The following is a 21,324-nucleotide window of genomic DNA, read 5'->3' on the forward strand; positions in this document are numbered from 1 at the left end:
CCGGGCTCAGCGGGACTGGAGAGCGTCCAGCCCGACGGCCTGGGCGATCACCAGCCGGCGGTCGAGGTTGGGGTCGGCGATCTCCACCAGGTAGCGGTCGCGGAAACCGAACTTCTTCTCGACCGAGAAGACCTTCTGCTCGCCGGCGAAGAAGTCGAAGTGGTACGGCCAAGCGAAGGGGAGGTTCTCGGCGAAGGGGATGATGTTCCACACGCGGCGCAGGATCGCGACGAACTTGTTGCGCTCGCTGCCCGTGGTGACGCCGAGACCGGGCTGCTCCAGATGCCAGGTGGACGACAGCAGCGACTTCTTGAAGTCCTTGCGGAAGACGCCGATGGCGTTGCCGCCCGCGTCGGTGATGTCGTAGGCCGAGGCAAGGTCGATCCGTTTGCGGGCCTTGAAGCCCAGGATCGGCAGCGACTTGGTGTCGTCGGTGTAGAGCGTCACCTGCTCCTTGAACGCCATCCGCTTCTGCTGGGCGAAGGCCACGATCTCACCCTCGGCACCCTCGGCCGTGACCGTGTGAACCTCGTACTGGTTCACCATCAGGCGCAACCGCTGGCGCACCAGGAACCGCTTCTGCATCTGGAGCTTCTCGACGTCCACCGATCTCACCTGTTCTGTTGGCGTTTGGGGAGGAGTGTTTCACAAACGCGCTAGCGGATGTGCGCCGCGAGGTAACCGTGGATCAGCCGCTCGGCCTCGGCGAGGATGTCGGGGTCGCCGTCGGGGTTGCGGCGGAAGGCCATCTGCAGGACGGCGTCGCCCGCCTCCACGGCGATCGCCAGCGCCCGGGCCAGCTCCGGGCTGTCGCTCACCCCGAACGAGTCGACGATCATCCCGCGCAGCCGGTCGGCCACCACGGCGTTGTTGTCGGCGTCGGAGTCGAGCAGGTTGGTGTCGGCGACGTCGCCGAACCGCAGCACCCGGAACCCCGGGACGGTCCGGTGCATGTCGACGAAGATCTCGATGATCGCGCCGACGGTGTCGGACCAGTCGGCGAAGCCGCCCTCGGCGATCCGGTCGGAGATCCGCTGCCCGAACAGCTCCAGGTTGCGCAGGGCCAGCGCCTGCGCGACGGCCCGCTTGTCGGGGAAGAACTGGTAGACCGACCCGATCGCCACCTCGGCACGCTGGGCGATGCGCGTGGTCGTGAGGCCGTCGTAACCCTCCTCGTCGAGGATCTCGGCGCACGCGTCGAGCATCCGCTGGACGCGCTCGGCGCTGCGGCGCTGAGCGGGACGGCGGCGAAGCGGTGTCCTGATCTCGGTCATGCGGATTCCTCCGTCGAGGGGTGCCCCTCCATTGTCCCCTGTCCGGGCCGTTCGCGTGACGACCCCGTCACGCGGCGCCCGGCCTGCCCGTGCGTTCAACGGGAGTCGGCCCGCCGATAGACCTTCGTCGCTGGCCGGTCGGCCCCCAGTTAGGGAACGATCGATGACCATGAAGGATCCCAAGTCCTACGACCTGCTCTCCTACATCGTCGTGTTCCTCGGCTTCTATGAGGGCGTCCTGCCCTTCGTCGCCAAGTCGACCGACTGGGAGCCCTTCCTCTCCCTGCCCCGCCACCTGTCGAGCCCCGCCTGGTGGATCGTGTCGGGGCTGGTGATCGTGGCGTCGTTCTTCTCCCTCTGGGGCATCGACATCGCCAAGAAGCGCCGCCACCCGGACGCCTAGCGGCGATCGTCCGCCTCGCGGGCGAGCCGGGCGCGCAGGCGGTCGCCCGCCCGGCGCCCCGCGACGGCCAGCGCCCGGTTCGCGGCCGGTGAGAGCCGGGACAGGGCCATGCCGGCCCTGGCCTCCGGGCTGACCGGGACCACGGCCCGGTCGTGGCGGACCGCCCGCAGGATGGCCCGCGCGACGCGCTCGGGCGGGTAGGAGCGGCGCCGGAACAGCCGGACGGCCTCGTCCCGCACCCGCTCGCCCAGCTCGCCCTCCATCCCGACGTACCGCGCGTTCGCCATGATCGGAGTGTCGACGACTCCCGGGCAGACGGCGGTGACGCCGATGCCGTACTGCTCCAGATCGGCCCGGAGCGACTCGCTGAGGTGCAGCACCGCCGCCTTCGTGACCGCGTAGGCGGTCATCGTGCCCGACGGGCTGACCGCCGCCAGCGACGAGAGGTTGACCAGGTGGCCGCCCTCGCCGCGGTCGGCCATCTGGCGGCCGAACAGGCGGCAGCCGCGGTAGACGCCGTCCAGGTTGACCGAGCGCAGCCGGTCCCAGTCCTCCTCGGCGGTGTCCAGCAGCGACCCCGCGACCGCGATCCCGGCGTTGTTCACCACGACGTCGGGGACGCCGTGCGTGACCCGGACCCATTCGGCGAACCGCTCCATCGCCCCGGCGTCGGCCACGTCCACGCGGTAGTCATGGGCCCGGCCGCCGTCGGCGGCGATCGTGCCGGCCGTCCGCCTGGCCGCGTCCTCGTCGATGTCGGCGACCACCACCCGCGCCCCCGCCTGCGCGAAGGCCCGCGCGGTGGCCCGGCCGATGCCGTCGCCCGCCCCGGTGACGACGACCAGCCGCCCGCCGAAGTCCTTGCCGGGCTCGGCCGCCTCGCGCGCCCTGGCCAGGCCGACCGTCTCGGGCCCGCCCTCGGTGTGCTCGGCGAACTCCGCGATCCACCGGGCGATGAGCCCCGGGTGGCTGCGCGGCGCCCAGTGCCCGGCCGGGACGCGGCGCACGACGAGCGAGCTCGCGCACCCCCGCGCGGACAGCAGCAGCCCCTCGCCCGCGTACCTGTCGCGGGTGGGCACGATCAGCTGGACGGGCACGTCCGTGCGGCCTTCCCCGGGTGGGACGTCCCCCCGTCCCATGTTGGCCCGGTACAGGCCGAGCCCGTTGACGGCGTCCCGCCGCATGGTCGGGGCCGGGTGGCCGACCCGAGGCTCGGCCCCCTCGCGCCATCGCATCCCCCGCTCGAAGACCGTGGGCAGAGCGCGCGCGAGCAGCTCACCGGCGTGCGGAGCCATCAGGACCGGCATGTAGACGTTGCGGCGCGCCTGCGCCAGCACCTCGGCCGCGCCCCTCGGGCCGTCGCGGAGGGTCTCGCGCGCCCACCGCGCCGCGTGCTGCCGGGCCGGGCCCGACATCGAGGTGAACGAGGCCACGCGTCCGGCCAGCCGCTCCCCCGTCACCGCCTCCCAGCCCTGCACCGAGCCCCAGTCGTGCCCGACCAGATGGACGGGCTCGGTCGCGCCCACCGCGTCCAGGACCGCGAGCAGGTCGTCCATCAGGACGGCCAGGCCGTAGTCGAGCGGATCGTCCGGGCTGGTCGAGGCGCCCGCGCCCCGCACGTCGTAGACGACGACGCGGAACCGCCCGGCGAGGATCCCGGCGATCTCGTCCCAGACGGCGCCGGTGTCGGGATAGCCGTGGATCAGGACGACCGTGGGCCGGTTCTCCTCACCCGTCACCCGCACCGCGAGCTCGACGTCTCCCGACCTGACCCGGTGATCCCGCATCATGCTCACCTGCTCGTCCGAGGGGGTGGTCCTATGCGGGAAACCTACGCCCTCCGCGCGCCGCTACGGGCGGGCTGCCAGCCCCGTGCAGCGCCGCAGCGAGTTCCAGCGGGCGAGCTCGGTCTTGGCCGCCGGGCCGGTCATCAGGCGCGGCAGTCCGCCGGAGATGCGCGCCGGCTTCCACTTGGCCGCCGTGACCTTGGCGTTCTCCACCCGCAGCACCAGGACGCCGGAGTTGGCCGTCTGCCCCTGCGCGGAGGAGAACACGAAGTTGCCCAGGCCATAGTGGACGTACTTGCCCGCCAGGAAACCCCCGCCCAGCGGCACATGGGCATGACCGCCGACGACGACGTCGGCGCCGGCCTTGATGAGCCGCTTGGCCAGATCCTGCTGGCGCGGCAGCGGGCACGACTTCAGCTCCGCCCCCCAGTGCAGGTGGACGATGACCAGGTCGGCCCCCTTGCGGGCCTCCTGCACCGCCTGGACCATACGGGGCTCGTCCTTGGCCGAGGCGAGGCCGCCCTTGGCGTCGGTGGCGGTCCACGCCGCGATGAGATGGTCGTCGAGCACCTGCGTCGCTCCGACGATCGCGAGCCGGTTGCCCTTCACCGTCACCCGGTGGGCCCGGTACGCCTCGGCGGCGTTGCGGCCGATGCCGACCGTCGGGAACCCCGTGCGCTTGATCGCCTTCATGGAGTCGCGCAGGCCCGGGGCCATGAAGTCCATGCCGTGGTTGTTGGCCATGGACGTGACGTCCACCCCCGACGCCCGCAGCGCGGTGAGCGCCGAGGCGGGCGCCCGGAACGTGAACTCCTTGCCCGGGGCGGGCGTGCCCCCGGTGGTGATCGCCGTCTCCAGGTTGACCATCGACAGGTCGGCGGCGCGCAGCGTCTTGGCGATCGGCCCCAGCGCCGTCGCCGGGGAGGAGAGGCGCGCGCGCAGCGGCCCCTCGAAGTGGGTGTCGCCGCCGAAGGCCAGCGTGATCGGCTGCTTGGCCGCCGCCGGAGGCTCGGCCGAGGGCGAGGCGCCGGTGGACTTCTTCTGGTCGCCCGCGTCGCCCTTGGCCTCGGACGAGCCCGAGCCGCTGCTGCACGCCCCGGAGGCCAGCGCCAGCGCGCCGACCAGGCTGGTCGCCACGACGAACTTCCGCCGCATCGTCTCTCCCTATCTACCCGGGGGGCCACCCCCCGGACCCCCGGGCCTGGCCATGGCGCCGTCCTCGGTCGCTAGCGCTCCCTGTGGCGGCGTCACGGCCAGGGTGGGGGCTCCCGCCCCCACGCCCCTGGCTGGGGGCTCTGCCCCCAGGCCCCCTCGGGGGGCCTGGATTGATGAGCGGGACCAATTTGATCACGGGCTCGGCTGCGGGTCTCGCATTCGGGCACCCGTGAGGTGGTGGTTTTTGGTCATGCGTCTGGACCGAGTGAGCATGGCAGGTGCGCTTGGGGGTTCGCAATCGGCTCGGGTGGGCCGGGGGCGTCGGCGCTCAGGTGTTACGTGCGGCTTTGATGCTGTTCATCATCAGGGGCCAGGAGCGGTGGAGTTCCTCCTGCCAGTAGCCCCACTGGTGCCAGCCGTCCTTGTAGATGTGGGTGGTGGCGGGGATCTTCAGCTGCTTGAGGCGCTTGGCCAGGGAGACGTTGGTGGAGCCCGCCACGGACTCGCTGATGCCGCCGACCAGGCGGGCCTTGACGTAGTCCCAGCCGGTGAAGGGCGGGTCGAGGCGTCCGGGCTCTCCGGTGGTGCCCGCGCTGAGGTAGAGGCCTACGCCGCGCAGGTTGCGGGCAAGCAGGTAGGGGTCGCGGGCCTTCCAGTTGCGCATGTCGCCCCAGGGAAGGCCCCAGATGCGGAACGGGTCGTCGCCGGGGCCGAAGGCTATGCCGTCGAACATCAGCATGGCGGGGATGCCGGGCTTGGTGAGGTGGACGATGCCGCTGTAGGACGCCGCGTACTTGAACAGGCCGCGGTGGCGCGCGGCGTAGGTGATGGCGCCCTGGCCGCCGGAGGAGATGCCCATGGCCGCGCGCGACGAGCCCGCGCGGTAGTTGCGCTCCATGAGCTGGACGACCTCCCGGGTGTGGAAGGTCTCCCACTTGGGCGTCCCGCCCTTGCCGTAGTTGTACCAGTCGGTGTAGCTGCCGTTCACGCCGCCGTCGGGCATCACGACCATGGCGTTGTAGCGGGCGGCCAGCTGCTCGATGTCGGTGCTGCGCGTCCAGGAGACATAGGTGTCGGCACCGCCGTGGTAGGCGTACACGACGGGCCAGCGCTTGCGGGACGTGTGCGACCAGCCCTTGGGGGTGATGACGCGGACGTTGGCCGTCCTGCCCAGCGAGGGGGACTTGATCGCGATGTCGAAGGTGCGGGCGTCCAGCGGCTTCCAGCCGACGATGGCGGCACCCGTGTCGGCCTTGACCGGCTCCGCCGCCTCGGTGGCCGGGGCGAGCGGGGTCACGGCGATGGCCGTGGCGGTCAGGACGGTCACGATCCGGCGCACGCGCGGGGGACGCGGCATCTCACTCTCCGATATTCGTCGCTGCCCCTCGGGGCTTGCGTGACGGTATCGAAGATCATTCCGCCCTCAACATGACGAACTTTCACATATTTGGGAGCGAGTGATTGTGAGGTCGTTGACAAAGGTAGGCGGGCCGTCTCGGTGTGTTACCTGTGGGCATTGGCAATCGCTTACAAAACACGACTTGGGCCCGCCTCGGGTGAGGCGGGCCCTGTGGTCGGTGGTTCAGTGCATCTCGCGGGCCTTCTTCGGGAGGAGGAAGCCGAGCGCCACGGCGATCGCGGCCAGGGCGAGGGCCAGCAGGGTGACCTGCTCGGCCGCCGCCAGGGCGTTGGACGCGGGGTCTCCGCCGGGGGCGGTGAAGCGGTCGAAGAAGACCGTGCCGAGCACCGCGACGCCCAGGGCGGCGGCCAGCTGCTGGATCGACTCCAGGGCTCCGGCGGCCGAGCCGACCTCGCGGTCGGCGATGTCGCCCATGATGATCCCGAACAGCGGGACGAAGATCATGCCCATCCCGATCCCGAAGACCAGCAGCGGCGCGGCCAGGTGCCAGGAGCCGAGCTCGACGCCCACGGTGCGGAAGACCAGGTAGGCGCCCACCATGCCGACGGTCATGACGGCCAGGCCGATGTGCAGGATCTTGCGCCCGAGAGCGGGCCCCATGGCCCCGGCGCCCGAGCCGACGAAGGCGCCGATCGCCAGGGAGGCCATCGCGAGGCTGGCGCCGATCGGGGAGTAGTGCAGGCCGAGCTGGAGCAGGAAGCCGAGCGCCAGCGTGAACCCGATGATGGCGATGAAGAAGGCGATCACGAAGGCCACGCCCGAGGTGTAGGAGCGGTGGGCGAAGACGGCGAGCTCGACCAGCGGGGTGCGCCCGGCGGCGGTGCGGCGCAGCTGGTGGATCACGAAGAGCGACAGAACCGCGACGGAGGTGGCGAGCATGGCCCAGATCCAGGTCGGCCAGCCCTGCTCGCGGCCCTGGACCAGCGGGTAGACCAGCAGGCCCATTCCGGTGCCCGCGATCAGCATTCCGGTCACGTCCAGCCCGCCGGAGCGGTCGCCGCGCCCGGCGGGCAGCGCCTTCATCCCGGCGATCAGGGCGAAGGCGCCCAGGGGCAGGTTGATCGCGAAGATCATGCGCCAGCCGGTGCCGAACACGTCGGCCTTGATGAGCAGTCCGGCGACGATCGGCCCGATGATGGTGGCCAGGCCGATGGCCGGGCCGAACACGCCCCACGCCTTGGCCTGGTCGGGGCCGGGGAACAGGTCGCGCAGGAGCCCGAAGGACTGCGGGATCATCACGGCCGCGAACAGGCCCTGCGCGGCGCGGGCCACGATCAGGGTCTCGGGTGAGACGGCCAGCGCGCAGGCCATCGACGTCACCACGAACCCGGTCACCCCGATCAGGAGCATCCGGCGCCGCCCGAACATGTCGCCGAGGCGGCCGCCGGTCAGCAGGCCGGTGGCCAGCGCGAGCGTGTAGGAGGCGACGATCCACTGGAGCGCGGCGTAGGAGCCGCCGAGGTCGGCCTGGATCACGGGGAGGGCGACGTTCACGATGCTGCCGTCCAGCAGGTTCAGGAGCGTCGCGGTGAGGATCGCGGCCAGCCCGAGCCAGCGTCCGGGCACCGGGGCCGGGGTGGCGGGCGCCGGGTTCGCGGGGGGCGCGGCCGGGGCTTCCAGCAGTGCGGCCATCGGATTCTCCATCTCTCGGAGGGGAACGGATCGTTCTGTTCTAACTCTAACAGAACGGAATGCTTTATTCCACTCTCGTTTTCGACCTCGCGAACCGAGCGCGATTCGGGTCATGATGGGGACCACGCGGACACGAGGAGCATCACGATGAGCAGTCGCACGGCGCACCGCACCTGTCCCCTCTGCGAGGCCCTGTGCGGCCTGGAGCTGACGATCGACGCGGCGGGCGCCGTGACCGGGGTCCGCGGCGACCGGGACGACCCGTTCAGCAAGGGCTTCATCTGCCCGAAGGGCGCCACGCTGGGACGGCTGGACGGCGATCCCGACCGCCTGGCCGCGCCGCTCCTGCGCACCGGCGGCGCCCACGCCGAGACCACCTGGGAGCAGGCGTTCGCGACGGTGGGCCGCGAGCTGGCCGCCGTCATCGAGCGGCACGGCCGCGACGCCGTGGCCGTCTACATCGGCAACCCCACCGCGCACTCGATCGCGGGCCCGCTCTACGGAGCGGCGATCATCAAGGCCCTCGGCACCCGCAACGTCTACACGGCCAGCACCGCCGACCAGATGCCCAAGCACGTCAGCAGCGGGTACCTGTTCGGCGACCCGTTGGCCGTCCCGGTCCCCGACCTCGACCGGACCGAGCACCTGCTGATGCTCGGCGCCAACCCCCTGGAATCCAACGGAAGCCTCTGCTCGGCCCCCGACTTCCCCGGGCGGCTCAAGGCCATCCGCGCCCGGGGCGGCAAGGTCACCGTCGTCGACCCGCGCAGGACCCGCACCGCCGAGCTGGCCGACGAGCACGTGTTCATCCGTCCGGGCACCGACGCGCACCTGCTCGCGGCGCTCGTGCACACCCTGTTCGCCGAGGACCTCGCCGTCACGCCCGCCCAGCCGGTGAACGGGCTGGACGACCTGCGCGCGCTCGTCGCCGACCTCTCCCCCGAGCGGGTCGCGCCGGTCACCGGCATCCCCGCCGACGACATCCGCCGCATGGCGCGCGAGCTGGCCGCCGCCGGACGGGCCGCCGTCTACGGCCGCATGGGCACGTGCACGCAGAGCTTCGGGACGCTCAGCAGCTGGCTGGTGGACGTCCTGAACATCCTGACCGGCAACCTCGACCGCGAGGGCGGGGCGATGTTCCCGCGTCCCGCCCACCGGCCCGTCTACCGCAAGCGCAGGCCGTTCACCACCGGACGCTGGTCCAGCCGGGTGCGCGGCCTGCCCGAGACCAACGGCGAGCTCCCGGTCGCGACGCTGGCCGACGAGATCGAGACGCCCGGCGAGGGACAGATCAAGGCTCTGATCACCATCGGCGGCAACCCCGTGCTGTCGGCGCCCAACGGGACGCGCCTCGACGCCGCGCTGGCGGGCCTTGAGTTCGTCGTGAGCGTCGACCCGTACCTGAACGAGACCACCCGCCACGCCCACGTGATCCTGCCGCCACCGCGTCCGGCGCAGACGCCGCACTACGACCTGGCGCTGCTCGGCTTCACCGTCCGCGACTACGCCCGGTACTCGCCGGCGGCCGTACCGCTGCCGGACGGCCGTCCGAGCGAGGCGCGCATCCTGGCCCGGCTCGCCGTGCTGGCCTCGGGCATGGACGCCGACCCCACCGCGCTCGACGACATGATCATCGCCTCGACGCTGGAGAAGGCGGTCGCGGCCCCCGGGTCGCCGGTGTTCGGACGCGAGCCCGCCGAGCTGACCAAGCTCCTGGCGGCGGAGGGCGGGACGGGCACCGAGCAGCGTCTCGACATGATGCTCCGTCTCGGCCCCTACGGCGAGGGGTTCGGCGCCGACCCCGGCGGCCTCACGCTGGCACGCCTGCGCGACGACCACCCGCACGGCATCGACCTCGGGCCGCTCCGGCCCCACCTGGACGAGCTGCTGTGCACCGAGTCGGGACGCGTCGAGCTGTGCCCGCCCGCGTTCGCCGCCGACGTCGACCGGCTGCGCGAGGTCGCCGCGCCCGACGGCCTCGTCCTGATCGGACGCCGCCATCTGCGCTCGAACAACAGCTGGCTGCACAACGTCCCCGAACTGGTCCGGGGCTCCAACACCTGCACGCTCCAGCTCAACCCGGACGACGCCGAACGCATCGGGGTCGCGGCCGGGGACGGCGTACGGGTCATCTCCCGTACGGGCGTGCTGGAGGCCGTGGCCGAGCCGAACGACACCCTCATGCCCGGCGTGGTCAGCCTGCCCCACGGCTGGGGGCACGACCGCCCCGGCACCCGTACCCGCGTCGCCACCGCGCACGCGGGGGTCAGCGCCAACAGCGTGACCGACGAACAGCGGATCGACCCGCTCTCGGGGAACGCCGTGTTCAACGGCGTGCCCGTCACGGTCGAGCCGATCGGCTGATCATTGTTGGCGGGGACTTCACCGCATGGCCAGGTGACCGGAACCGCGGGTTTAGGTCGTCCTACTCGCAGGTAGGAAACTGGCACGGTGGGGCGCGCTCCACCATCGCGCCGGTACCCCCCGTGTGGTCACAGCAGGGTGCGGACACTAATGTCGCCACTGGCGTCCCATAACGGCCGGCCTCATCGAGGAGGGACATGAACCGACGGGCGAGCAGGCTCTTCCGGCGCGGCTCGCGGCCGCCGGTGCGGCCCCACCCCGTGGACCTGGCCGAGCGCCTGGAACACGCCCAGGGGCTCGATCGCACGATCCGGACCATCTCCACCGGCGTCCAGCGGGTGCTGCGTCCCGGGCCGGTGAAGGACGCGCTGCACGGCGTCCCCGCCGGTCACCCGGCCCACCCGCCGCTCACCGACCTCCCCGTGGGCTGCTGGGTCTCGGCCGCCGTCCTCGACCTGATCCCGGGCACCGGACGGGCCTCGCAGGCCCTGGTGGCCGCCGGGCTCGCGGGCGCGGTCCCCACGGCCCTCACCGGACTGGCCGACTGGTCGGCGCTGCACCGCGAGCAGCAGCGCGTCGGGCTCGTCCACGCCATGGGCACCCTCTCCGCCAGCGCGTTCTACACGGCCTCGCTGGTGGCGCGGCACCGGGGCCGCGACGGCGCCGGCCGCGCGCTCGGCTTCGCCGGTCTGACCGCCCTGCTCGCCGGGGGCTTCCTGGGCGGCCATCTGGCCTTCCGCCAGGGCGCGGGCGCCAGCCACGCCGACCAGGTGGCCCATCTGGTCCCGCTGGGCTGGCACGACCTGTGCGAGGCGTCCGAGCTGCCCGACGGCTGGCCGGTCCACCGGCGGCTCGGGTACATCGGCCTGTTCGTGCTGCGGACGGGCGACGACATCCACGTCCTGGCCGACCGGTGCAGCCATCTGGCCGGTCCCCTGCACCAGGGCCGCATCACCACCGACGACAACGCCGACCCGTGCGTGGTCTGCCCCTGGCACGGCAGCACCTTCCGCGTCCGCGACGGCGCGGTGGTGCACGGCCCCGCCACCGGCCGCCAGCCCGCCTTCGAGTCGCGGGTGACCGACGACGGCACCGTCCAGGTCCGCCCCATCGCCTGACACCCCCCCGCGTTCGGGGTGTCAGTCGGACTGGGGCTCTTGCTCGTCGGCGATCGGGTACTCGACGAGCGCGAGCACCCGGCTGCCCATGAACCGCGCCGTCCTGACGGCCGTGCCCGTGCGGGTGACCTCGCTGACCTCGACGATCCCGCGCCGATTGGTGATCTCGACCCGCCGTCCGGCCCGGGTCGCGGCGACCTCGTACGTCCGCGTCCCCTCGCCCCCGGCATCGATCATGATCTCGACCCTGTCGCCCTTCATCGGCACGCCCCTCGAATAGTCGAACATCTATTCGAATACCTACCCCGGACGAACCCGGACCAAGCGCTAATCGAGCAGCAGGTTGACCAGCGCGACCAGCCCCACGACCACGATGACGCCGCGCAGCACCATCGGCGGGATCCGCCGCCCGACCTTGGCCCCCAGCAGCCCGCCGACGGTCGAGCCGACCGCGATGAGCAGGACGGCCGTCCAGTCGATCCGGGTGTCCGCCAGGAACGACATCGCGATGAACACCACCGTCGCCGACCCGTTGACGATCGCCGACAGCACGTTCTTGGCCGCGTTCAGGCGCTGGAGCTCGTCGTCCAGCGCGATGCCGATCATGGCGATCAGCACGATCCCCTGCGCGGCGCCGAAGTAGCCCCCGTATACGCCCGCCGCCAGCACGCCCACCCACAACCAGGGCCCGCCATGTGGCCGGTGGACCTCACGTCGCGCCTGAAGCCATTTCTGCAACCTCGGCTGCACCACGACCAGCACCAGCGCGATCACGATCAGCACCGGCACGATGACCTTGAACGCCTCGGCCGGGAGCCCGAGCAGCAGCGCCGCGCCCGCCAGCGCGCCGAGGACGGACGCGCTCCCCAGCCGGGTCAGTCGCTCACGCTGCCCCTTGAGCTCCGCTCGGTACCCGTAGGCCCCCGACACCGACCCGGGCACCAGCCCGATGTTGTTGGACACGTTGGCCACGACCGGCGGAAACCCGAGCGCCACCATCGTCGGAAACGTGATCAGCGACCCCGACCCGACAATCGTGTTGATCCCCCCGGCCGCGACCCCGGCCCCCAGTACCGCGACGGCGTCCAGCGCGTCCAAGACCCAACCCATTCCAAGAACGACATTGATGGTCCGCCCGATGCTAGGGGTCCCAAAACCCCACCTCACCCCCCGGGTATGCGCTTACCATCGCAGCCCCGTCAGAGTGGGACGAGAAGGGGTCCGCGGGGTTCGGGCGAGAAGAGGGTGTGAACACCATCCATGTTTTCAAACGGGCGGCCGCACCCCCCGAGCCCGAACCACCGCCCTTGCCGGAGGACGCCGCCCCGGTCGCGGCGTCCCTGGAGCACCCCGACCGGTTCACCGAGGTCTTCGACCTGTACTACGCGGAGATCCACCGCTACATCGACCGCAGGCTCGGCGCGGACGCCGCCGACGACCTGGCGGCCGAGACCTTCCTCGTCGCGTTCCGCAAGCGGTCGGGCTTCGACCCCCGGAAGGGATCGGCGCGGTCGTGGCTGTACGGGATCGCCACCCGCCTGGTGAGCCGGCACCGCCGGGACGAGGTGCGCCGGTACCGCTCGCTCGCGCGGATCGGCGGCGAGCCGTCCGGCGAAGGACACGACGACCGCGTGGTGTCCCGTGTGGCGGCCTCGGCGGCCGGAGGACGCCTCGGCGCGGCCCTGGCCGGGCTGTCGAGCGGCGACCGCGACGTGCTGCTGCTCGTCGCCCTCGCCGATCTCACCTACCCCGAGGTCGCCCAGGCGCTCGGGGTGAAGTACGGGACCGTCTGCTCGCGGCTGAGCAGGGCCCGCAGGCAGGTACGCGAGGCGCTCGGCGGCGTCGATCCACTGGGGACGGAGAACGACCATGGATGAGCTGACGATGGTGAGCGAGCTGCTCACCGAGGAACGACCCGCCTCCGCCCAGACCACGCGGGACGCGCGCAGGCGGCTGACCACCGAGATCTCGGGACGGCGGCGGCGGCCGTCCCGGCGCGGTCTGGTACTGGTGGCCGGGGCCACAGCGGCCTCGCTCGCCGTGGGCGTCGCCTACCACCAGTGGACCACCCGCCCCCTCTACAAGCCCGAGCCTCTGACCGCGCAGAGCGGCCCGGCGGCGAACTTCCTCCTCGCGGCGGCGAACGCCAAGGAGAAGGCGCCGACGGACGGACGGCTCTGGTACGTGTCGTCCGTCGCCGGGACCACTGAGTTCGTCCCGTCCCCCAAGAAGCCCGGCACGCGCTACTCCCTGGAGGTCCGTCAGGGCCGCTACTCCATCGCGGCAAAGACGGAGAACGGCCTCGGCAAGGACTGGTCGTCGCTGGGCGGCGAGCTGGGCGACCCGGAGATCCGCCCCGTCGGTCCCGCGGACGAGCGCGCCTGGACGGCCGACGGCAGGCCCGGGGTGAGCGATTTCCAGCTGCCCTGCGACCCCAAGGGGCGGTCCGCCTGCGGCGGCCTCGGAGCCCAGGAACGCGGACCCGCTCCCGGGGAGGGCGCCCAGCTCGACTTCGGCGTCGAGACCGCCAGGAAGCTGCCCACCGACCCGTCCAAGCTCCGGGCCTGGCTGCTCAACTACGCGACCAAGTTCGACCGCAGGCGCCTGCGGAACCCGGACCTCTACCTTTTCGCGCAGGCGTCCTACCTGCTCGTCGAGAGCCCCGTGCCGGACCGCGTGCGCGTGGCCGTCTACCGCGTCATGGCGAGCCTCAACGGCGTCCGCATGATCACCACCAGGGACGCCGACGGGCGCGCCGGGCGCGCGGTCGCGATGCGGCAGACGACCCCGGAGCACGGCACGCTCGACTGGCAGCTCGTCATCGACGGCTCCACCGGCCGCGTCACCGCCACCCAGGCCATCGTCGAACGCCCCGGAACCGCCAACTCCGGCCTCCGCCCGGGCACCCGGCAGCACTTCGAAGTGATCAAGAAGTCCGAGTGGACGAACGCCCCCTACAAATCACTGGTCCCCAAGTGGGTGCGGAACCTTCCCGAACCCGGCTGACCCTCCCCGTCCCTTGAAGCCCACCCTGGGCCTTCAAGGGACGGTCACCGTTGGTCAGCGGGTGGCTCGGGCGTACCAGCGGCCGTTCTGACGATCGATGCCGAGGGCGACGCCGAAGCAGCGGGTGAGGTGTTCTTCGGTGAAGACCTCGTCCACCTTGCCCTGGGCGACGATCTGGCCCTTGCGCAGCAGGAGGGCGTGGGTGAAGCCGTCGGGGACCTCCTCGACGTGATGGGTGACCATCACCATCGTGGGGGCGGCCGGATCGTCGGCCAGCAGGCCGAGGCGGGCGACCAGGTCCTCGCGGCCGCCGAGATCCAGGCCCGCCGCGGGCTCGTCGAGCAGCAGCAGTTCGGGGTCGGGCATGAGCGCGCGGGCGATCTGCACGCGCTTGCGCTCGCCCTCGGACAGCGTGGAGAACTTGCGGCGGATCAGGTCGGCGCAGCCGAGGGCGTCCAGCAGCTCGACCGCGCGCGTCACGTCGGTGGAGTCGTACTCCTCCCGCCAGCGGCCGAGGATGGCGTACGAGGCGGTCAGCACCAGGTCGATGACCGTCTCCTCGGCCGGGACCTTCTCGGCCACCGCCGCGCTCGCGATGCCGATGCGCGGCCGCAGCTCGAACACGTCGGTGCGGCCGATCTCCTCGTCGAGGATCTGCGCCGACCCCTCGCTCGGATGCATCAAGGCGGCCGCCACCTGCAACAACGTTGTTTTTCCCGCGCCGTTGGGTCCGACGATGACCCAGCGCTCGCCCTCGTTGACCGTCCACGTGAGGTCGCGCAGCAGCGCCGACCCCCCGCGCTTGACTCCGACACCGCGGAGCTGAAGAACCTCACCGGACATCGCGCGCCATTGCCCCTTAATCGCCTACCCAAGGTGATCCGGTTATCAGGAAGAAACCTATGCGATCGCGCCCCCTCGTGGCTGCACCGCGTCCTGGAGGATGCCAGGCTCTCCTCGTCGGAGTGCCGACGGACGGGTGAACGTCCGGCACGCGCTTTATGGTGGTTTGGATGCCAGCGGCGGATCGGTGGAACGGGATGAGCAACGGGACAGGTGACGCGGCGACCGCTCTGGTCGCCTGGGGCAATGCCTGGCTGACCGGGCACGTGGGCCTGGACGAGGCGGTCGACGCGGTCGAGAAGATCGCGGGCCCGCAGATCCTGGGCGGCGTGTCCCCCGCGCGGCCACCCGTCGCGCCCGCCGGTGGCGAGGTGCCGGCGCCGGACGAGGTGACGCTGCGGCGCGGCCTGGCCGACCTGCGCGTGGCCGGGATGTCGGCCTTCCGGCTGGCGCTGCCCGCCACCGGCGACCCGCTCGGCCTGACCGGCCCGCCCGCCTTCAACCGCGCGGCGATCGACGCCGAGGCGGCCGTGATCGCCGTCCTGCCGGGACGCGCGACCGGCCTGGTCCCCGGGGAGGACCGACGAGGCTCGTCCTACGTCGGCGTCCTGTGGCGGGCCTACGACGCGGTGCCCGCCGCGCCGGACGTCCCCGGCCTGGCCGACGCCGAACGCCAGCTCACCCTCGCCATGCGCGACGCCACCGAAGACCTGCTGACGGTGGACGGGGGCGACGGGGTCCCGCCCGAGGTCCTGGACGCCCTGGCCGACCTGCGCGATCCCGGACGCGGTGAGCATCCGCTGGCACCCGGCTACCCGCCCCGCGCCCACCGGGTCGCCGCGCTGGCCGGACGCCTGGCCCTGGTCGTCGACCTCGCGCACCGTATGCACGACCGCGGCCTCACCGCCGACCAGATGCGCCGCCGCTCCGAGGCGCTGCGCCTGCTCGACCGCGCCGTCCGCCGCGCCCGAGTGGCCGCATGCAACAGCTCCTTCGACCCCGTCCCCTGAAGCGAGGAACGGCGCACCCTCTGCGGGCGAGCCTTGAGGGCACCGACGCCCGCCCACGACCTTCGACCCGGCCCCTGGCAGCGCGAACGAAACGTTCTCCGCGGACGAGTCTCCGGGGGTCCGGTCCGTCCAGGACCTTCGAGCCAATCCCCGGGGAATGCGAACGGGGCGCCTCCGTGAGGAGACGCCCCGTTCGGCGGCGCGATTCGCGACTGCCCGAAGGTCAGACGCGGGTGACGAGGGTGTTGCAGATCTTGTCGGCGAAGGTCTGCTTGCGCTCGTCCCACAGCGGCCAGAAGTAGCCGACGTAGCAGGCGAAGCTGTCGGCCATGTGCGCGAGCTTGCGCAGGAAGGCCATGCCGAAGCCGATCGGCTGCCCGGTCTGCGCGCCCACCAGCCTGATGCCCATCTGCTTCTTGCCGATGGACTGGCCCGTGGTGCCCTCCTGGTAGCAGATCCACAGGAAGCCCGCGAAGGACAGCAGCCACCCGACGGCCATCAGCATCAGGCCGAGGGCGGCGCCGCCGCCGCTGCCGGAGCCGAAGAGCATCAGGCTCAGCAGGTAGAGCAGGAAGAACGGGCCCGCGAAGATCAGGGCGTCGATGAGGTAGCCGCCCGCGCGGGAACCCCACTCGGCGAGCTGGCCGCCGCCGTAGTAGTGGTGGTGCACTTCCTGGGCGGGCTGGCCGTAGGCGGGCTGCGGCTGCTGCCCGTACGCCGGCTGACCGTAACCGGGCTGAGCGGCCGGCTGGCCGTAGCCCGGCTGCGCCGGGGGCTGGCCGTACCCAGGCTGGGGCTGGCCATAGCCCGGCTGCACCGGAGGCTGCTGCCCGTACCCGGGCTGGGCAGGGGGCTGCTGCCCGTACCCGGGCTGCTGACCGTAGCCCGGCTGCTGCTGCCCGTACGGGTCGTAGGGGTTACCCACTCTTGCTCCTTATTGGTTGACCCACTGGTTAGAGTGACGCCCGCCGGACTCGGAGGGCTCCGCAAGTCTGACCGACGCGCAGGCCGGTCTCAAACTCGCAGGAGGCCGAGCCGGACAAGCTGCCACAGCTCCGACCCCACGAGGGCGGTACCGAGGACCCATGCGCGGGCCTTCGGGTGGAGTGCCCACCACCGTTCTCCCGCCCCCAGCGGCGCGACGGCGACGCCGACCGCCGCGGCGAAGGCCACCGGGTTCGCGAGCAGTGCCGGGACCGGACGGCCCGAGCCCAGCTCGATGAACACGGTGGTGCCCCCGCACAGGGGGCAGGGGATCCCGGTGATCGCCCTGAGGGGGCAGAGCACGCCGGGGTCGTTGACACGATGGATCATCGCCACGCCGACGGCCGCTCCGGCCATCGCCGCGACGCGCAGCAGCACCCCCACGGGTCCGTGCCGCGTGGCGGTGAGAGCACGGTCGATCGGACGCCCGAGCGCACCACGCGGTGCCTCGGCGCCCGTCGCCACGGGCGCTCCCCCCAACGAATCCTCCGCCTCGATGACTGAATTTCGAGTGATTTGGAGTGCCCGTCATACCGGATGCACTCCAAGGCTGGTCAATAGCCGACAGCGATACGCGACCGTACCGTTACCTAGAGCGCGATTGACAGCACCTCAAGCGCAAGAGTAGGACAAATCACCAACTGCTCGGGCGATGTTGGACCGATCGACGACAGCGGCGACCGATCGCGGCGCCGCCGGTCACGTCCTCGCAGGCGGGGCGGGACGCGGGCGGTCTCACGCCTGGGCGGCGGCGCCCACTGTGACGGGAGTCTCGGTACCGGTCAGATGCTCGGCCTCCACGACGTCCGCGATCACCGCGGTGATGTTGTCGGGACCGCCGCCGTCACGGGCCAGCTCGATCAGCCGCCGGACGGCCGCCACGGGGTCGGCCTCGGCCGAGATCGCCTCGTAGATCGTCTGCGCGTCGACCGGGCCGCTCAGCCCGTCGGAGCACAGCAGATACCGGTCGCCCAGCTTGGCCTCGCGCAGCCGCAGGTCGGGCTCGCGGTCGTCGCGTCCGTCCAGCACCCGGTAGAGCACATGCGAGAGCCGGGACGTCTCGGCCGGGTCGACCGTCCCGCCCGACTGCTCGGCCTCGGCGTTCAGCAACTGGTCCATCGTGTGATCCTGGGTGATCTGGAACAGTTCACCGTCCCGCAGCAGATAACCGCGAGAATCGCCGATGTGCGCCAGCGCGACCGACTGGCCCGACCACAGCATGGCGGTCAGCGTGGTGCCCATCCGGCTCAGATCGGGTCTTTCCTCACGGACGATCCGCAGCTTCTCGTTGGCCTCGGCGACGGCGCGCCCCAGGCTCTCGACAAGATCGTCCTGATGGGTCTCGGTGTCCAATGAGCGCAGCGAACCGATGACGGTGGAGCTGGCGACCTCGCCGCCCGCGTACCCGCCCATTCCGTCGGCGACCGCGATCAACCGCGCACCGGCGTACCCCGAGTCCTCGTTGTTCTCGCGGTTGCACCCGATGTCACTGCCTGCTGCGTACCTGATTGCTACGTTCATACCGATTTCGATGACGATCCTGTCGGAGGAGTTTTATCAGTCGCCGACCGGCTCCCCAGTGGAGCCGGCCAAGCCTATGCCGTGGCGGACGGCGTAGAGCGCCGCCTGCGTCCGATCCTGTACTCCCAGTTTCATGAGCAGATTACTGACGTGAGTCTTGACCGTCTTCTCGGAGACCACCAGAGCACGTGCGATCTCGCGGTTCGACCTGCCCCGCGCGATGTGCACCAGCACCTCCCTTTCCCGTTCCGTCAGCGCGGCCAGGCCGCGGTCGTCGGACCTGGCGTCCGACGCGAGCATCGCCTCCGCCGCGTCGGGCGCGAACAGGACGTGCCCGTCATGGACGGCCCTGATCGCCTGCACGAGCGCCTGCGGATCGACGTCCTTGTAGAGATACCCCGCCGCCCCCGCCTGTACTGCCGGCAGCACATGCCCCCGTTCGGTGATGCTCGTCAGCACCAGGACCCGCGCCGCCACGCCGCGCGCCCGCAGCTCCGTCAGCGCGGCCAGGCCGTCGGCGCCCGGCATCTTGAGGTCCATCAGCACGATATCGGGCCGGAGCGATTCGGCCAGTGACACGGCCGCGAGCCCGTCGGCCGCCTCGCCGACGACCTCGATGTCGTCCTGGATGCCCAGGAACGTGCTCAGCCCCTGCCGGACGACCGGATGGTCGTCCGCGATCAGCACCCGGATGACCTTGCTCACAACGGCACCTCCAGCCGGACGGCCGTCCCCGCGCCGGGCGCGGCGTCGATGCTGAGGGTGCCGCCCACCGACACGGCGCGCTCGCGCATCGAGGCCAGCCCGAGCCCGCCCTGCGGCTCGCCGTCGAAGCCCGTCCCGTCGTCGGACACCACCAGGGCGACACACCGGTCGGACGCGCTCAGCCGCACCCGGACGTTCGCCGCGGCGGCATGGCGCAGCGCGTTGTAGAGGGCCTCCTGGGCGATGCGGAACAGCACCGCCTCCTCGTCCTCGGCCAGCGGCAGCGCGGCGCCGTCGCTGCCGTCCAGCTCGAACCGGACCGACGTCTCGTACGCGCGGTCGAGGACCTCCACGTGCTTGCGCAGCGAGGCGACCAGCCCGTCGGCCAGGTCGGCCGGGCGCAGCTCGAAGATCACCGCCCGCAGCTCCGCGAGGGCCTCGGCCGCCATCGTCTCGACATGCCCGAGCTCCTCCAGCGTCCGCACCGGGTCACGCTCGGCCAGCGCCGCCGCCGCCCGCGCGGTGAGCCGCAGCGAGAACAGCTTCTGCGCCACCGCGTCGTGCAGCTCCCGGGCCAGCCGGTTGCGCTCGGCCACCACGGTCAGCTCGCGGTTGCGCTCGTAGAGCCGGGCGTTGGTGACGGCGATGGCCGCGTGCGCGGCGAACAGCGACAGCAGGTCCTGGTCGTCGTCGCTGAACCCGCCCCGCGACCGGTCGTTCTTGTTGGCCAGGAAGATGATCCCGAGGACCTCGTCCCCGTCACGGATCGGCACCCCCAGGAAGTCCTTGAGGATGGGATGCGCCTGCGGCCAGCCCTCGAACTCCGGCTCGCGCCGGATGTCGGTCAGCCGCTTGGGCTCGTTGTCGCGCAGCATCGCCGCGAGCATCCCGTGCTGGCGGGGCAGCGGGCCGATCGCGTCCCACTCCTCGTCGGAAACACCCTCGACCACGAACTCGGCGAACGAGCCCTCGTCGTCGGGCACCCCCAGCGCCGCGTACCGCGCGTCCAGCAGCTGCGCCGCCGCCCGCACGATGACCTGGAGCACCTCGTGCACCGACAGGTGCCGGGTGACGGCGAGCACGGCGGAGCTGACGGCGTGCAGGGTGACGTTGGCCTCCCCGTCGTCAGCGCTCATCCCGGCCCCTCGCTCAGCGGTGAGCGCTGGGACGCCCACATGTGAAAACCGTACTCTCCGGACCGCGGCGCCTGAATCAGCCCCAGGACTTAGGTTCGGGACGCGCCGCCCTCTCCCACGGGCGCATCCTGACCTAGGTCCCCTCATGCCCGAGGATTATGTCCTTGATCTCGTCCCCGCGTGAAGATCTCTTTCGCCGATGGTCCTAGGACCAAGGGTCGAGCCCAGTGCCTCCGCCCGCCCGATGCCCCGAGCCCGCGGACTTTCTAGCGTCAAAGACATGACTCAGAAGACCGCACTCGTCACCGGAGCCTCCCGGGGCCTCGGCCGGGCCCTGGCCCGCGAACTGGCCCGGGACGGCTGGCACCTCATCGTCACCGCACGCGGCGCCGCCGACCTCGAATCCACCGCCGCCGACCTCGGCGCCCGGCCCGTCGCCGGCGACGTCGCCGACCACCACCACCTCGCCGAACTCGTCCGGACGGTCGAGGGCGCCGGAGGACTCGACCTCCTGGTCAACAACGCCGGAACCCTCGGCACCACACCGCTCCCCCGCCTGGCCGACCAGCCTCTGGACGACCTCGCCCACGCCTTCAGGACCAACGTCGAGGCACCCCTGGCCCTCATCCAGGTCATGCTCCCCGAACTCCGCCGGCGCCACGGCGCCATCCTCAACATCACCTCGGACGCCGCCGTCGAGCCCTACCAGACCTGGGGCGGCTACGGCCTCACCAAGGCCGCCCTGGAGCACCTCTCCGCCGTCCTGGCCGCCGAAGAACCCGACCTGGCCGTCTGGTGGGCCGACCCCGGCGAGATGAACACCGACATGCTCCGCGCCGCCGGCGAGGACGCCACCTCGGCACCCCCACCCGAACACTCCGCCGCCGCCCTGCACCACCTCATCACCAACCGCCTCCCCAGCGGCCGCTACCGCACCGCAGACCTCCACCCCGTCGCATAGCCCAA

21 protein-coding genes are annotated in these 21,324 nt (G+C 71.8%); 7 read left to right on the forward strand and 14 right to left on the reverse strand.

All coding sequences use genetic code 11. The features are described 5' to 3' along the window. Window positions 1-6: 6 nt before the first annotated feature. Together ACQPY4_RS40550 and ACQPY4_RS40555 are read right to left on the reverse strand one after the other, a co-directional pair. Window positions 7-606 carry a hypothetical protein gene (locus ACQPY4_RS40550; protein WP_433330522.1) on the reverse strand — a complete coding sequence of 200 codons (600 nt, stop codon included), beginning with the start codon at window positions 604-606 and terminating at the stop codon, window positions 7-9. A 50-nt stretch (window positions 607-656) separates the two neighbouring features. Further along, complete coding sequence (locus ACQPY4_RS40555) at window positions 657-1,274, reverse strand: TetR family transcriptional regulator (RefSeq protein WP_433330524.1); 618 nt, start codon at window positions 1,272-1,274, stop codon at window positions 657-659. A gap of 163 nt (window positions 1,275-1,437) precedes the next feature. On the opposite strand from ACQPY4_RS40555, the gene ACQPY4_RS40560 reads away from it, so the two are divergent. Beyond that, entirely contained in the window at window positions 1,438-1,677 is a 240-nt protein-coding gene (locus ACQPY4_RS40560) for a hypothetical protein (RefSeq protein ID WP_433330526.1), read from the forward strand. Here ACQPY4_RS40560 and ACQPY4_RS40565 read toward each other — a convergent pair. The 4 genes from ACQPY4_RS40565 to ACQPY4_RS40580 form a co-directional block, all read right to left on the reverse strand. Beyond that, entirely contained in the window at window positions 1,674-3,467 is a 1,794-nt protein-coding gene (locus ACQPY4_RS40565) for an SDR family oxidoreductase (RefSeq protein ID WP_433330528.1), read from the reverse strand. The two genes, ACQPY4_RS40560 and ACQPY4_RS40565, sit on opposite strands and share 4 nt — an antisense overlap. A 60-nt stretch (window positions 3,468-3,527) precedes the next feature. Next, window positions 3,528-4,619 carry a CapA family protein gene (locus tag ACQPY4_RS40570; RefSeq protein WP_433330530.1) on the reverse strand — a complete coding sequence of 364 codons (1,092 nt, stop codon included), beginning with the start codon at window positions 4,617-4,619 and terminating at the stop codon, window positions 3,528-3,530. Window positions 4,620-4,947: 328 nt separating this feature from the next. Beyond that, entirely contained in the window at window positions 4,948-5,976 is a 1,029-nt protein-coding gene (locus tag ACQPY4_RS40575) for an alpha/beta hydrolase (RefSeq protein ID WP_433330532.1), read from the reverse strand. Between the two features lie 225 nt (window positions 5,977-6,201). Further along, a complete protein-coding gene (locus ACQPY4_RS40580; protein WP_433330534.1) occupies window positions 6,202-7,671 on the reverse strand; it encodes an MFS transporter in 1,470 nt (489 codons plus the stop codon). A gap of 147 nt (window positions 7,672-7,818) precedes the next feature. Here ACQPY4_RS40580 and ACQPY4_RS40585 point away from each other — a divergent pair, with 147 nt between their 5' ends. Together ACQPY4_RS40585 and ACQPY4_RS40590 are read left to right on the forward strand one after the other, a co-directional pair. Further along, window positions 7,819-10,035, forward strand: a complete 2,217-nt coding sequence (locus ACQPY4_RS40585; protein ID WP_433330536.1) for a molybdopterin-dependent oxidoreductase — start codon at window positions 7,819-7,821, stop codon at window positions 10,033-10,035. Between the two features lie 197 nt (window positions 10,036-10,232). Then, the gene (locus ACQPY4_RS40590; RefSeq protein ID WP_433330538.1) at window positions 10,233-11,153 is read left to right on the forward strand and encodes a Rieske 2Fe-2S domain-containing protein; all 921 of its coding nucleotides are present in this window, start codon (window positions 10,233-10,235) and stop codon (window positions 11,151-11,153) included. Between the two features lie 21 nt (window positions 11,154-11,174). On the opposite strand, the gene ACQPY4_RS40595 is transcribed toward ACQPY4_RS40590, so the two are convergent. Together ACQPY4_RS40595 and ACQPY4_RS40600 are read right to left on the reverse strand one after the other, a co-directional pair. Further along, window positions 11,175-11,414 carry a hypothetical protein gene (locus ACQPY4_RS40595; protein WP_433330540.1) on the reverse strand — a complete coding sequence of 80 codons (240 nt, stop codon included), beginning with the start codon at window positions 11,412-11,414 and terminating at the stop codon, window positions 11,175-11,177. 66 nt (window positions 11,415-11,480) lie between these two features. Continuing rightward, the gene (locus tag ACQPY4_RS40600) at window positions 11,481-12,263 is read right to left on the reverse strand and encodes a sulfite exporter TauE/SafE family protein (RefSeq protein WP_433330542.1); all 783 of its coding nucleotides are present in this window, start codon (window positions 12,261-12,263) and stop codon (window positions 11,481-11,483) included. A gap of 137 nt (window positions 12,264-12,400) precedes the next feature. Here ACQPY4_RS40600 and ACQPY4_RS40605 point away from each other — a divergent pair, with 137 nt between their 5' ends. Both ACQPY4_RS40605 and ACQPY4_RS40610 read left to right on the forward strand, forming a co-directional pair. Next, complete coding sequence (locus ACQPY4_RS40605; protein WP_433330544.1) at window positions 12,401-13,030, forward strand: RNA polymerase sigma factor; 630 nt, start codon at window positions 12,401-12,403, stop codon at window positions 13,028-13,030. Then, window positions 13,023-14,159 (forward strand): CU044_5270 family protein, encoded by a 1,137-nt coding sequence (locus ACQPY4_RS40610; RefSeq protein WP_433330546.1) that lies wholly within the window; start codon window positions 13,023-13,025, stop codon window positions 14,157-14,159. Before ACQPY4_RS40605 ends, ACQPY4_RS40610 begins: the two co-directional genes overlap by 8 nt. 54 nt (window positions 14,160-14,213) lie before the next feature. Here the strand turns inward: ACQPY4_RS40610 and ACQPY4_RS40615 are convergent, their stop codons facing one another. Further along, window positions 14,214-15,002, reverse strand: a complete 789-nt coding sequence (locus ACQPY4_RS40615; RefSeq protein WP_433330548.1) for an ABC transporter ATP-binding protein — start codon at window positions 15,000-15,002, stop codon at window positions 14,214-14,216. A 197-nt stretch (window positions 15,003-15,199) separates the two neighbouring features. On the opposite strand from ACQPY4_RS40615, the gene ACQPY4_RS40620 reads away from it, so the two are divergent. Then, window positions 15,200-16,012: a hypothetical protein gene (locus tag ACQPY4_RS40620; RefSeq protein WP_433330550.1), complete on the forward strand. Its 813-nt coding sequence runs from the start codon at window positions 15,200-15,202 to the stop codon at window positions 16,010-16,012. 223 nt (window positions 16,013-16,235) lie between these two features. Here the strand turns inward: ACQPY4_RS40620 and ACQPY4_RS40625 are convergent, their stop codons facing one another. The 5 genes from ACQPY4_RS40625 to ACQPY4_RS40645 all read right to left on the reverse strand — a co-directional run bounded on the left by ACQPY4_RS40625 (window position 16,236) and on the right by ACQPY4_RS40645 (window position 20,358). Next, entirely contained in the window at window positions 16,236-16,937 is a 702-nt protein-coding gene (locus ACQPY4_RS40625) for an RDD family protein (RefSeq protein ID WP_433330552.1), read from the reverse strand. 89 nt (window positions 16,938-17,026) lie between these two features. After that, window positions 17,027-17,461, reverse strand: coding sequence for a DUF2752 domain-containing protein (locus ACQPY4_RS40630; protein ID WP_433330554.1), 435 nt, complete (start codon window positions 17,459-17,461; stop codon window positions 17,027-17,029). A 270-nt stretch (window positions 17,462-17,731) separates the two neighbouring features. Beyond that, window positions 17,732-18,517 (reverse strand): PP2C family protein-serine/threonine phosphatase, encoded by a 786-nt coding sequence (locus tag ACQPY4_RS40635; RefSeq protein WP_433330556.1) that lies wholly within the window; start codon window positions 18,515-18,517, stop codon window positions 17,732-17,734. A 36-nt stretch (window positions 18,518-18,553) separates the two neighbouring features. Continuing rightward, window positions 18,554-19,222, reverse strand: a complete 669-nt coding sequence (locus ACQPY4_RS40640) for a response regulator (protein ID WP_433330558.1) — start codon at window positions 19,220-19,222, stop codon at window positions 18,554-18,556. Beyond that, a complete protein-coding gene (locus ACQPY4_RS40645; protein ID WP_433330560.1) occupies window positions 19,219-20,358 on the reverse strand; it encodes a GAF domain-containing sensor histidine kinase in 1,140 nt (379 codons plus the stop codon). The genes ACQPY4_RS40640 and ACQPY4_RS40645 overlap by 4 nt, the downstream gene beginning before the upstream one ends. 280 nt (window positions 20,359-20,638) lie before the next feature. Between ACQPY4_RS40645 and ACQPY4_RS40650 the strand changes: the two genes are divergently transcribed. Then, window positions 20,639-21,319 (forward strand): SDR family NAD(P)-dependent oxidoreductase, encoded by a 681-nt coding sequence (locus ACQPY4_RS40650; protein WP_433330562.1) that lies wholly within the window; start codon window positions 20,639-20,641, stop codon window positions 21,317-21,319. Window positions 21,320-21,324: the final 5 nt, after the last annotated feature.

Origin of the sequence: Spirillospora sp. CA-294931, assembly GCF_050946795.1 — a bacterium.
GTDB lineage: Bacteria > Actinomycetota > Actinomycetes > Streptosporangiales > Streptosporangiaceae > Spirillospora.